Below are 13,589 nucleotides of genomic sequence, written 5' to 3'. Positions count from 1 at the left end.
TACCCTGTATCGACGAAGCGTCTTAAAAATTCATGACTTGGAGTCTGGAGATAGCAATCTAGGTTTGAGACTGTTTCGCTACGATCGCAAAAACAGATTAGTGCCGCCCACAAGCAACTTCTCAAGTTGCCAACTTAGAGTCTTCGAGCTGGTTTCTGTTTAGGATAAATGCTCGGGACAATGTTTCGTGCAGAATTTTTCATGATGTTTTGGAGAAACTGATTTGGAGAGCTGCCCCTCAGCTACTTACGATTTTTGTTGGCTAATTTTCTTAACTGCAGGAGTTACGCCCAGAAGACTAGAAACCCAATTTATTCCTAGGTTTTTCGCCGCCCAACCAAAATTTATCATCTAAACTTGGTTTCCGATCGTAAATCCTCAACTAGAAAAACACCGGTCGCAATCCGCCAGTTATGGCAACTGTAACCAAGCAATAATGCTCGATTAGGTTTTAATTGCTGAGTTTTGGCGTGGGTCGTCCAAAACAAGCTCCAACAAGAATCATTACACGTAAGTATATATTAACTCATTGATTATTAAATCCCCAAATAGGCATAGATACAAGCATCAATATAAGCTATATCTTTTCACCGCGAACGTCAAGTGTTCTGGCTTGGTAGTACCGACAATCTTGACAGGGCCCTGAAGGATTGACAGCGCAGCGAAGGTAATTAGAGCGGGCATTATACTCGCAAGTGATATCGCCGATCGGATAACCGAGACCTTGTATGTAGGTGCGATCGGCAGTTGGTAGTTGAGTTCGCAGGGATCTATTGGCTACCGCAAGTCTGGCCGCTGCAATTCTGTCGCTGGCTTGTCCCTGGGCAGAGCGCATCACCCACAAAGAAAGCAGTGAGGGAGCTAAACCTATGAAAATAATCAGGAGAACAGTTAGCACTTTTTCAGAGCTTATGTGGAGAATATTTGTTTTAATTTAGGCGATCGGCAACAGAAAATCATTCCCGAAAAGACGGTTTTAAATCATAAAAGTTCCGAGCCAAGTCTCAAACTATTAAACCGTTAACCGTTTGCTGGCGGGTGAGGAGGGCGCGAGCTGTTGGAGCCGCTTTCTTCGTAAAGGGCATCGCCCGGGCCCAACAAAGCCAGAAGCCCAGGTAGGGTGCGATATTATGTTCAGTCAATTACCCGCAATCAAATAGGTTTGTAGTGATGAATCCAAGTCCTGATAAAAATCAGAGGACTTGGATTCATCACTACAAACGCAAAATCGGTTATTTTACAGGACTAGATATGAGAAACCGGGTCGAGTTCAAAAACAACCAAGTCAGAACATGGGGCAGCTATTGTTTGAGAAACCCCGTTGCTCTCAAAAACCAAAACGGTTAAACCTTAGCAACATCCCCTGCTAAATCCATCAACGAACCCGCACCTTCCACCTTAGCAACATCTAACAAAGTCTTCAAAACCGAATCGGGATTCAAACTAATCGAATCAATTCCCAACTCAACCAAGAAACGAGCAAACTCAGGATAATCGCTGGGCGCTTGACCGCAAATCCCAATTTTGCGATTGTACTTCTTAGCGGCTTTAATGGCAATTTCTACCATTCGCTTGACAGCTTCATTCCGTTCGTCAAAGATGTGCGCGACTAAAGCAGAATCCCGGTCTAATCCTAATGTTAGCTGAGTTAAATCGTTAGAGCCGATCGAGAATCCGTCAAAAACTTGGGCAAATTCGTCAGCAAATATGACATTGCTCGGCAGTTCGCACATCACATACACTTGCAAGCCGTTCTCGCCTTTAACTAAACCGTGTTTTGCCATCTCGGCTAACACTTTTCGCCCTTCATCCGGGGTGCGACAAAATGGAATCATCGGAATCACATTTGTCAAGCCCATTTCGTCGCGAACTCGCTTCAATGCTTTGCATTCCAAAGCGTAAGCTTCGCGGTAATTTGGGTCGTAATAGCGAGAGGCGCCGCGCCACCCCAGCATCGGGTTTTCTTCCTTGGGTTCAAACTGCCGCCCTCCTAAAAGATTAGCATATTCGTTGCTCTTGAAATCGCTCATCCGCACGATAACTGGATTTGGATAAAATGCGGCGGCAATTGTGGCAATTCCGTGGGCTAGTTTGTCGGTGAAGAAATCGGGTTTGTGTGGGTAAAGTGCTGTGAGTTCTGCAATTTCTTCCTTGACTGATTCATCCACCAATTCGTCAAAGTGAATCAGTGCCAGCGGGTGTGCTTTAATGTGATTGGCTATGATGAATTCTAGCCGCGCTAAGCCTACGCCGTCGCAAGGAATTGCTGATAAACCAAAGGCTTCTTCTGGGTTCCCGACATTCATTAAAATTTGAGTGCGGGTGCGGGGTAAATTCTCGATCGCAGTTTCTTGAATTTCAAAAGGAAGCAAACCAGCATAAACTTTGCCTTCGTCTCCTTCCGAACAAGAAACAGTGATTTCTTGATGGTTTTTCAAGATTTGGGTGGCATCGCCGGTGCCGACAATGGCGGGAATTCCCATTTCTCGGGCGATGATCGCGGCGTGACAAGTGCGGCCGCCGGAATTGGTGACGATCGCACTTGCTTTTTTCATAATCGGTTCCCAATCCGGGTCTGTTTTGTTGGTAACTAAAACTTCTCCTGCTTGAAATTCAGCAATTCTGTGAACATCTAAAATCACGCGGGCTTTGCCTTGTCCGATTGATTCGCCAACGGCGCGTCCTTTTGCTAAAACTGCACTGGTGCCTTGCAATTTGTAGTTTCGCAAAATTTTAGCCGATTTTTGAGATTGTACTGTTTCGGGTCGCGCTTGGACAATAAACAATTCGCCCGTATTGCCGTCTTTTGCCCACTCAATGTCCATCGGGGTATAAGTTCCGCGCACTTTAGAGTAGTGTTCTTCGATCAATACGGCCCATTTTGCTAGTTGCAGAATTTCATCATCTTGTATGGCAAATTTATTTTTTTCGGCTGCTATGACGGAGACATTTTTGGTGTATTTAGAACCGCCGATATCGTACACCATTTTGAGTGTTTTGCTGCCGAGTCTTTTGTCTAAAATCGGCAGAAAACCTTGTTTTAATGTTGGTTTAAAGACGAAGTATTCGTCGGGGTTGACGGTACCTTGGACGACGTTTTCGCCTAATCCGTAGGCGGCGGTGACTAATACGGCGTTTTTGAATCCGGTTTCGGTGTCGATGCTGAACATGACGCCGGAGGATGCTAAGTCAGATCGCACCATTTTTTGGACACCGACTGATAGGGCGACTTCAAAGTGGTCGAAACCCCGCTGTTGGCGGTAGGAAATCGCGCGATCGGTGAATATGGAAGCAAAGCATTTGTGACAGCATTCGAGGACGCCAGCGCAAGCTTGGACGTTGAGGTAGGTTTCTTGCTGTCCCGCGAAACTGGCGTCTGGTAAGTCTTCGGCGGTGGCGGAGGAACGTACTGCTACGTCTGTACTGTCGCCGTAGCGATCGCACAATTTTTCGTAAGCATCCGCGATCGCCGCTTGGAGTTCTCGCGGAAATGGTGTGTCGAGAATCAGTGCCCGCGCTTGCTTGCCCTTTTGTCGCAGGTTCTGCAGATCTTCTACGTCTAAATCGGCAAAAATTTCGCGCAATTTAGCTTCTAAACCCGCTGACTGGATGAAGTACCGATAAGCGTGTGCTGTAGTTGCAAATCCGTTGGGAACTCTGACTCCTTGGGCGGTTAACTGTTGAATCATTTCGCCCAAAGAAGCATTTTTACCGCCTACTAATGGGATGTCGGCGATGCCGACTTCATCAAACAACAATACTAAGGCTTTTTCTTTGGGAATTAAACCGGGTTTTTGTTCAATTGCTAAATTGTCGAGCATTGCTTTTTACCTCTCAACTTCATCTCAGTTCTGTCCCAGAACAGAAAAAAAAGACTGTTTATTTTTAATTGTAATTTTGTTGCCAAAATTCTCTGATTTTTTCCTAGGCTGTATCAACCGAGTATTCGATTGCCTCTATTTCAAGATTATCACTTTTTTGTTAAATAGCAAGGCCTGTGGAGATTTTTTATTTGATTGCAAAAAGTAAAGAAACCGCAGTAATGAGTTTATGTAAGGTATCATAAAAGAACTGGTAAAAATATGAATAGCGAAGATAGTTCCCACCGCTTTTTTGGCGTTGAGCGCTCATTGGTGCGGGGATATCGCTCGGATGGTGTTGCTAGCGGAATTGAAAGACAACAAAGGATGGAGTTCGATCGCGCGATCGGCTGACTCCGCCCAAAAACGGATACTTACTTTCCCACAGGAGCCGTGAGTCACCCAAAATTTTAGATTCTAGTTCAACTTCCCCGATTCATCTGTGGACTAAATCTAAAATCTAAAATCTAAAATCGACTGACCGGGGTGCTAGCCCAAAAAAACACAACACCCAGCAGCTTAGTTTTTTGCTGAAACCGAGATCCTAAAAACCGTAAAATTTTGGACTCTGATTGCGTGGATCTACTTAGAGCCAAAAAACAGTCGCATAGAGTGGATTGTAATTATTGAACCGCAGAGTTTTTAACTTGGAGCGGCGGGATTTGGAGCGAGGGAATTATTTATATGCTATAATAGTTAGCTCGACTGCTTTATGACAAAGAACAAGGTATATGATATCAGTTTTGAGCCCCCCCGCAAAGCGAAACGGCTTTAAAGTTCTTCTGGTCGAAGACAATCAAGCAGAAGCCGATCTGATCGAAGAATTATTATTAGAAACAAATGTCAGTAGAGCCGAACCCCAAAAGCTATCAGTAGCTTGTACAGACCGTCTCAGCAAAGCGCAGAAACTTTTGGTCAGCGAACATTTTGATGTGATTTTACTAGATCTTTCGCTGCCCGACAGCCAAGACTTAAATACAATTGTCAAAATACAAGAATATAGCCTAAATACTCCGATTGTCGTACTGACTGCCCGCAACGATGAAGAGCTTGCCGTGCAGTCAATCCAAGCGGGAGCTCAAGATTATTTAGTCAAGCGAAAAATCGACAGCGAAGTGTTAATTAGATCGCTTCGCTACGCAGTTGAGCGACAGCACAACCAAGAAGCTTTGCGAAAAAGCGAAGAAAAATATCGATCGGTAGTCGAGAATTCTCTCGTCGGAATTGCCATTCTGGCTCCTCCTATTTCCCCCTCAGCCCCAGAAAAATGCGAGTGGTTGGAAGTGAACGATGCTTTGTGCAATTTGCTGGGATACGATCGCCAAGATTTTTTGCACGAGAATTGGGATAGGTGGGTTTTTCCTGAAGATGTGCCGCCTACCTTAGAGCAATTAAATAAAATTTTTGCAGGGGAGAGTGAAGGCTATGTTTTAGACCAAAGGTGGCGAAAAAAAGACGGAAAAACAGTTTATACTAGAGTTTCCATGCGCTGTATTCGCGCCCTCGACGGCTCGATCGACCACCTGATTAAAGTAGTGTTGGATGTGAGCGATCGCTACCGTTACGAAGCTCAATTAAAAGCATCAGAAGAGTTTTTAAATCACACGATTAATTCTACTCCTGACCCGATTTTTGTTAAAGATGAGCAGCACAAATGGATCGTATTAAACGATGCTTTTTGCAATTTGATAGGAAAAAGGCGATCGGAACTGATTGGCCAATCAGGATACGATTTTTTACCCCCAGCACAAGCGGCTTTTTTTTGGCAACAAGACGAGCAAGTATTGCAAAGAAGTCTTTCTCAGGAAACAGAAGAAAATTTTACCGATAGCGGCGGCAAAGAACGCATTATATCTACCAAAAAAACAGTTTTTAACAACGCCGATGGTCGTAAAATGTTGGTCGGAACAATGCGAGATGTGACCGAATACAAACGCCAGCAAATTGCGTTGCAGGAAAGCGAAGCTCGATTTCAAATAATGACCGACAACGTGCCGGGAATGATTTATCAATATCGGCTTTATGTAGATGGTAAAACATCTTTTACTTACGTTTCTTCCGGCAGTTGGCAGATATACAATTTAAAACCAGAAGAAATAGAAGAAAATGCCACTTTGGCTTTTGCAACAGTCCATCCAGATGACATCCCAGACTTGCAGCGATCGATCGCAACTTCAGCGGCAACTCAGCAAGCTTGGCAACACCAGTGGCGGCAAGTTATGGGAGATCGAGTGAAATGGCTGCAAGGCGCGTCGAAGCCTGAAAAGCAAGCCAACGGCGATATAGTTTGGGACGGTTTGGTAATGGATGTTACCGAATTAAAACAAACCCAGCAAGACCGCGATCGATTTTTTAATCTCTCCCTGGATTTACTTTGCATTGCAGGTTTTGATGGCTATTTCAAACGCATAAACCCCGCTTGGTCGAATTTATTAGGTTATAGCAGTAATGAAATCTTAGCCAAACCTTTGATAGAATTCGTCCATCCAGAAGACCTAGAATTTACTGTAGCGGAATTAGAAAAACTTAAAAAAAGCCACCCTGTTATTAGCTTAGAAAACCGCTATCTTTGCCAAGATGGTACTTATAAATGGCTGTCGTGGACAGCATCGCCGTTTGCAGAAGAAGGTTTGATTTATGCAGTGGCTCGCGACGTTACGTTTAGCAAGCAAGCTGAAGCTGAATTGCGTAAGAGCGAAGCCACCAACCGCGCTCTTTTAAATGCGATACCAGACATGATATTTCGCTGTCGGGCAGACGGCACTTTTGTAGACTTCAAACCTGCCAAAGATTTCGACAATATCCTACCACAAAAAGCACTAATCGGCAAAAAAGCACAAGACATATTACCGGCTGCTTTTGCTGAGAAAATCTTGTCCGGCAATCAACAAGCGATCGACAATGGCGAGATTCAATTCGTAGAATATCAAATGCCAGTTAATGGTGAACTGTACGATTTTGAAGCGAGAATTGTCTTCTGCACGGAGGACGAAATTATCGCGATCGTCCGCGATATCACTCAACGCAAACGCTCTGAGTCAGTCCTCCAGAGGCAAGCAGCAGCCATGGCCCAAGCTTCCGAAGGTATCGCCATATTCAGTGCCGACAAAGAGGTGATTTATTGCAACGCAGCCCGAGTAAAAATCTACGGTTACGACTCTCTCGAAGAAATCTTAGGTAAAAGTTGGAAAACATTCTACCAAGGTGCAGAGCTGCAAAGGTTCGAGCAAGAAGTCCTGCCGACTTTAGTGCAGAAAGGTTCTTACAGCACCGAAGCAGTAGGATGCCGTCGTGACCGATCGGAAGTCCCTATAGATGTCTCGCTGACAATGCTGCCCGACGGGGAAATCATTTGCATTGTTCGCGATATTTCCCAAAGAAAAAAAACAGAAGCAGCACTGCGAGAAAGCCAGCGGTTCGCTCAACAAATTGCTGGGGCAAGTCCTAATATGTTGTATGTTTATGACTTAATAGAACAAAAAAATATCTATGCGAACGCTTCTATATACCACATACTAGGCTATACAGTAGAAGAGATTCAGGCAATCGGGCCGTGGATGATGTCAACTTTAATGCACCCGGAAGATGCAATCAAAATACCTGATTATTTACAGCAAGTCGAAACCGGTGCGGAAGGGGATATCTTTGAAATTGAATATAGAATTAGGCACAAGGATGGTTTTTGGCGCTGGATTGTCAGCCGAGATACTGTATTTGCAAAAACAGCAGATGGTAAGTTAAAACAAATTCTCGGCACGGGAACTGATATTACAGAAAGCAAGCAAGCAGAAGATGAAATAAAGCTGTTGCTGGCAGCAACTCAAGCCATTAGTCAGTCGGCAGATTTTCACAGCGCCCTCCCACATATCCTGCGGTTGCTGTGCAATGCGATCGGCTGGAATTTTGCGGAAGCTTGGATACCGACTGCTAACGGTACTTTTTTGGAACACAGCGAAACTTGGTACGCTAGCCATAGCGATTTAGATAGGTTCGGGCGCGAAAGTAAAAAAATTAGATTCGCCGCCGGAGTGGCAGTACCTGGACGGATTTGGTCAACCAGAAAGGTAGAATGGATTGAAGATATTTCTCTAGCCAAAAATCATCTTTTTGCCCGATCGCAAATGGCGGCATCAGTCGGATTGAAAGCTTGTTTCGGAGTGCCAATTCACGCTAGATCAAAGGTGCTGGCAGTTTTAATATTCTGCAAGCGCGATCGCTCGATTATGGAACCGCGTATAGTAGAGTTGGTCAAGGCTGTAGCGACTCAGTTGGGCGATCATATTCAGCGCAAACAAGCCGAAGAAGAATTGCGTAAAAGTGAAGAACGCTGGCAGTTAGTTCTCAAAGGCAATCAAGACGGAATTTGGGATCTGAATCTTCAAACAAATGAAGCTTTTCGATCCGCCCGCTGGCAAGAAATTATCGGTTACACAGACGGCGAAATCGAAAACACCAACACCGCATGGATCGATCGCATCCATCCAGACGATCGCTCACGAGTGCAAGCAGCGATCCAAGGTTATCTCGATCGCCAAACCCCCCATTACGCCGCCGAATACCGCTTGCAGTGCAAAGACGGTAGCTATAAGTGGGTGCTCGCCCGCGCTCAAGCAGTGTGGGACGAAGCCGGAAACCCTCTGCGGATGGTGGGTTCGATGACGGATATCAGCCATCGCAAAGCAGCAGAATTAGCTTTACTGCGGGTCACTCAAGCCGTCGAAAGTACCAGCGACGCGATCGTAATCGCCGACTTGAAAGGGCGATCTATTTACCACAATCAAGCCTTCATTCAGCGCTACGGCTACACGGTGGAAGAACTCAATGATATTGGCGATATGGCGGCGCTTTACGTCCGGCATAAAAATTACAAACAAATCTATAAAAGCCTTCGCCAAGGTCGCTCTTGGTGTGGTGAAGTGGCGCTGCAAACTAAGAGCTACGAAGCAGTTACTGCTCTGGTGCGAGCCGACAATATTCAAGATATTAATGGGAATTATATCGGCTTAATTGCAGTAATTACCGATATCACAAAACGCAAAGAATCAGAACTAATTTTGCGCCAAAAGTTAAAGCGCGAACAGTTAGCCGTAGCCATGCTGGAACGCATTAGATCTTCTCTCAATCTCGAAGAAATTCTTACCAAAAGTGTCGAAGAAGTGCGGCATTTTTTGCAAGTAGATCGCACTATTATTTACCAATTCAATCCGGATGGGAGCGGATTTATCGCTGTCGAGTCGGTTGCCGAAAATTTCCTAGCAATTGTAGGAATGGAAATTTATGACCCCTGTTTTGGGGAAGCCTACGTTAGTCTTTACCGAGACGGCAGAATTAGAGCCATAGAAGATGTTTATAATGCCGGCCTGGCCGACTGCCACTTGGCTTTGTTGACTCGGCTCGATGTGAGAGCGAATCTGGTAGTGCCGATTTTGCAAGGCGAAAACTTGTGGGGGCTGTTAATTGCCCACCACTGCACGGGCCCGCGTCCCTGGCAGCAATTGGAGGGAGAGTGCCTAAAACAATTGGGGGTGCAGTTGGCGATCGCCATTCAGCAATCGGTGCTATTTGAACAAGCACAAACCGAAATTGCCGATCGCAAACTTGCAGAAGCCGCCCTGCAATTAGCTAAAGAAGCCGCCGAATCCGCCAACCGCGCTAAAAGCGACTTTCTCGCCAACATGAGCCACGAATTGCGGACGCCTTTGAACGGGATTTTGGGATACATTCAACTGCTCAAAGTCGATAAAAACTTAACCGCAGATCAGCAGGAAAGTCTTAACAACATTCACCAGTGCGGCAATCACCTGCTGATGCTGATTAATGATGTTTTAGACCTCTCAAAAATCGAAGCTAGTAAAATGGATCTGTCGCTGACAAACGTGCATTTTTCCAGTTTTGTTAAAAGTATTATTGATTTGTTCAAAATGCGCTCTGCTCAAAAAGGAATTGCCTTTAATTACGAGCAGGTTTCAGCGCTTCCCGACGGCATTTTGGCAGACGAAAAAAGGTTGCGTCAAGTTTTGATTAATTTGCTCAGCAATGCTGTTAAGTTTACGAACAGTGGCAGCGTTACATTCAAAGTCGGTTATGCAGAAAATTTCCCCGATAATTATCCTCAAACCAACTGCGAAACTTCTAATTTGGCAGCGGAAATTGGCACTCAATGGATCGATTTGACCGCGAATTTAGACGCGCAGCAAATGCCGCTCCCGCCGCTGGGAACAAAAGAAGCGCGCGAGGTGATAACAGCAGACAATACCGGCGATCGTGCCCCTACCCCTAAAATTCGCTTTCAAATCGAAGATACCGGCATTGGCATCGGGCAGAATAAATTAGAAGAAATATTTTTGCCTTTTCATCAAGTGGGCGATCATAACAATTTCGTCGAAGGTACTGGACTGGGACTTTCCATCAGCCAAAAATTAGTCAAAATGATGGGCAGCCAAATTCGCGTCCAAAGTACCCCCGGCCAAGGCAGCATATTTTGGTTGGATCTAGACTTGCCAGCAGTCGCCCACTGTTTGGAACTCCCCTCCCGGCAACAAAAAAGGCGGCTTGTAGGTTTTATCGGCTCCCAGCGGAAAGTGCTAATAGTGGACGATCACGAAGTAAATCGCGCCATGTTGCACAGGCTGCTTTTTCATTTAGGCTTTGAAATTGCAGAAGCTACAGACGGCGAAGACTGCTTGCACAAAGCACAGGAATTTCTACCGGATATAATTTTAATGGATTTGCTGATGCCCGTAATGAACGGTTGGGAAGCTACCAGGCGGCTGCGACAGTTGCCGGAATTAAAAGATACGGTTATCCTTGCTTTGTCCGCTAACGTTTACGAGACTACCAAGCAAGAGAGCATACTTGCAGGTTGCGATAATTTTCTCACTAAGCCGATTCAAACTAACGACCTTTTAGAATTATTGCGGCTGCATTTGAGACTAGAATGGGTTTACGAAGAAAGAGCACAAAGCAAAAAGCGGAGCGATCAAACTGCAAAAGCATCTTCTGAGATTGCTGCTGCTGACTCAACGATGGTGTCTCCTACCTCAGAGTCAGTCTTGGCATTGTTAAGATTGGCTGCAATGGGCGATATTGAAGCTATTCTGGAAGAAACTGCTAAACTCGAACATTCTGACGCGACATTAGTGCCTTTCGTTCATCACCTGCGCCAACTTGCTAAAGGATTTCAGCTCAAGCAAATTCGAGATTTTTTGAAGCAACATTTGTCCTAAAATTGACAGTAGCTAACAGACAACTCAAAATCAGTTAAATCTTGCGCCCTGAGTACCATTCTCAATCAGGGGCTCTGCCCTCCCGCGAAGCGACTTAATTTGCTTGGGCGGCCCGGACTCGCAGCCGGCTCCTCAAAGGGTTATTGCAAAGAGAAGCATCTAGGAAGCAACCGGGTTTCTAGAGCCGCCAAAAATTCATTGAATCCGATTTAACCTCATAACCCATAACTCAAAAATCAAAAATTTGAATTTTTCCCTTGAATATGAACGATAAGAATTCCGAAAGAAGCATCATACTAATTGTCGATGATAACCAAACAAATCTGGACGTACTTTTCGAGTTGTTAAGGAATTACGGGTTTAAAGTATTAGTGGCTCTAGACGGCGAAAGTGCGATCGAGCAAATTGACTACATCCATCCAGATTTGATTCTGTTGGATATCATGATGCCAGGAATTGACGGTTTTGAAACTTGCCGGCGTTTGAAAGCAGACCCGTCAACGCAAGATATTCCCATCATATTCATGAGCGCCCTTTCCGATACGCCTGATAAAGTAAAAGGCTTTCAGACAGGAGCCGTTGACTACATCACTAAGCCTTTCCAGCACGAAGAAGTTTTGAGCCGGATTCAAACCCACTTGACAATCCGCAGCTTGCAGAAAAAACTCGAAGAAAAAAACCTCGAACTTGCCCACCTCAACCAAAACCTGGAAAGACTTGTTGAACAAAAAACCAAGCAATTAATAAACCAGGAAAAAACAGCCATCATCGGACGTTTGACCCAGGGAATGGTTCACAACCTCAAAAGTCCCCTGCAAGTGATCCAGACTAGCGTCGATTTGATTGAAACAAAAGCCACACAAATTCAAGAAGACTCTCTGTTTAATTATACTAAGTATATATTTCAAGCTGTCACAAAAATCAATCAGATCATGGATACTCTGATGATGAAAAGCCGAAACGAGCAAAAGCAAGATTTGCACCCGGTGAATATCAACGATTTAGTGCAGCGAGAAATTCAGCTATTGGAAGGCAACCTGTATTTTAAAAATAAGATTAGAAAAAAATACTTTTATGACGAAGAAATTGCCAGTATTCCATTAATTTATTCTTATCTTTCTCAAGTATTTTATAATTTAATCAATAATGCAATGGATGCTATGTGGGAAAAGAAAAGCAGAGAAATAACTATCGTGACTCGGCAAGACGAGTCGAACATATACATGGATATTGCAGATACGGGATGCGGCATATCCTCTGAAGATTTGCCAAAACTTTTTGACCCTTTTTACACCTCCAAGCCACCTAAAGGCGAGGAAAAAACCGAAGGGGAACCGACAGGAACTGGTCTAGGACTTTATACTTGTATCGAACTTTTAAAACCTTTTAACGGTGAGATTGCTATTAGCAGCAATGTCGGTCAAGGCAGCGTGTTTACAGTTGTGCTGCCCAAACCTCAGAAAGATTGAGCGACTCAACCGAGTTAAATTGTGTCCGTTAGACAACTGTAATTAAGTTGGTAATTAGGTGGGTAGCAAGGAATGCCAGTCTTGGTTACTCGCTCAAGAGAGGACTTGCATTGCTCAATACAAACAGGCGCTAATTGCGGGCAATTAACCGGACACAATCGAGCGAGCATATCTTGTAAATCAACGGTAATTCTCGTAGCTTAGTAGTTATACCATTTTGAAAAAATAATGCAACTTTAGGCAAGCTTTAAACGGCTATTTAAAATCTAAAGTTTCAAAGGCTATCAGCAATGCAAATCTTGATTACTCGGCGCTATTTTGACTTGCCTCTTGCTATTTCCCTGCCAAAGGTTGTAAATTAAAATAGAGTTGAGTTGCAATATTGGTAAGAGTGTCAGTAACTCAGGGCTAAAGCCACTGAGCTTGTAAGAGAGAGCTCTCGCAAGCTGTACTGACCAGCCTAAGTCTTAACTGACTACGTTATTTAGGTCATAACACCGGAGAATGCGACGCTAGTTTTCCGCTCTGTTGTTTACAGTTAAACAGTTTTAAAGTCCCTGAAACAGTGCTGTAAGCGTGACAAGCCTTTATAACATTGGCGAAGCGAACTTTACCCCGAAAGGGAGATTGAGGCAACCATACCTCACTGGAGAGGTTGATTAAATTCCCTCTCCAACCCCGCAAGGGGATTCAAGGCGATTGAAATCGCCGCGCCGTTTTCCACGAGCGGGCTCAAGCCGCGCTCGTTTCCCACTTACCGAAGTTTTTTTATGATAGTTTTGGGCCACTAGGTTTGGGGCGAGGCGGAAAACTTGCAGCGAACAACTCAATTCTACAAATAAATCTGCGCGGTCTGCAAGCACACAGCGCACTCTAAAGGCTGCGGTTCAAGTTCCCCAATCATGAGTTAGGTAGCTGCATCCGCTGCTGAGATTTTATAATTACTAAAAAATAGCAAAAGGATACCAGTAAAAAAAATGCCACTGTACGCAAGAACCAAACCGCGATAGTCATCAGTCATTCCAAATCTCCAA

The 13,589-nt window shown here is 44.6% G+C and carries 5 protein-coding genes; 3 read left to right on the top strand and 2 right to left on the bottom strand.

The genetic code is table 11. The annotated features are described in order from the left end of the window. Positions 1 to 577 precede the first annotated feature (577 nt). Together QUB33_RS06370 and ppsA are read right to left on the bottom strand one after the other, a co-directional pair. Positions 578 to 898, bottom strand: a complete 321-nt coding sequence (locus QUB33_RS06370; protein ID WP_333348666.1) for a DUF6464 family protein — start codon at positions 896 to 898, stop codon at positions 578 to 580. 445 nt (positions 899 to 1,343) lie between these two features. After that, positions 1,344 to 3,821 (bottom strand): phosphoenolpyruvate synthase, encoded by a 2,478-nt coding sequence (ppsA, locus tag QUB33_RS06365; RefSeq protein WP_333348664.1) that lies wholly within the window; start codon positions 3,819 to 3,821, stop codon positions 1,344 to 1,346. Between the two features lie 261 nt (positions 3,822 to 4,082). On the opposite strand from ppsA, the gene QUB33_RS06360 reads away from it, so the two are divergent. The 3 genes from QUB33_RS06360 (at position 4,083) to QUB33_RS06350 (ending at position 12,555) form a co-directional block, all read left to right on the top strand. Next, a complete protein-coding gene (locus tag QUB33_RS06360) occupies positions 4,083 to 4,214 on the top strand; it encodes a hypothetical protein (RefSeq protein WP_333348662.1) in 132 nt (43 codons plus the stop codon). A gap of 377 nt (positions 4,215 to 4,591) precedes the next feature. Beyond that, a complete protein-coding gene (locus tag QUB33_RS06355; RefSeq protein ID WP_333348660.1) occupies positions 4,592 to 11,086 on the top strand; it encodes a PAS domain S-box protein in 6,495 nt (2,164 codons plus the stop codon). Between the two features lie 263 nt (positions 11,087 to 11,349). Further along, the gene (locus QUB33_RS06350) at positions 11,350 to 12,555 is read left to right on the top strand and encodes a hybrid sensor histidine kinase/response regulator (RefSeq protein WP_333348658.1); all 1,206 of its coding nucleotides are present in this window, start codon (positions 11,350 to 11,352) and stop codon (positions 12,553 to 12,555) included. The last annotated feature ends 1,034 nt before the right edge of the window (positions 12,556 to 13,589 follow it).

This window comes from Microcoleus sp. B3-A4 (assembly GCF_036705385.1).
Taxonomy (GTDB): Bacteria; Cyanobacteriota; Cyanobacteriia; order Cyanobacteriales; family Microcoleaceae; genus Microcoleus.
The sequence above is the reverse complement of the archived record's forward strand: the minus strand, read 5'-3'. Positions and strand labels throughout refer to the sequence as shown.

Bases quoted from the DNA above. Each gene is read 5' to 3' on its own strand.
- ppsA (WP_333348664.1), bottom strand. From the start codon at position 3,821: ATGCTCGACAATTTAGCAATTGAACAAAAACCCGGTTTAATTCCCAAA.
- QUB33_RS06360 (WP_333348662.1), top strand. From the start codon at position 4,083: ATGAATAGCGAAGATAGTTCCCACCGCTTTTTTGGCGTTGAGCGCTCA.
- QUB33_RS06350 (WP_333348658.1), top strand. From the start codon at position 11,350: ATGAACGATAAGAATTCCGAAAGAAGCATCATACTAATTGTCGATGAT.
- QUB33_RS06355 (WP_333348660.1), top strand. From the start codon at position 4,592: ATGATATCAGTTTTGAGCCCCCCCGCAAAGCGAAACGGCTTTAAAGTT.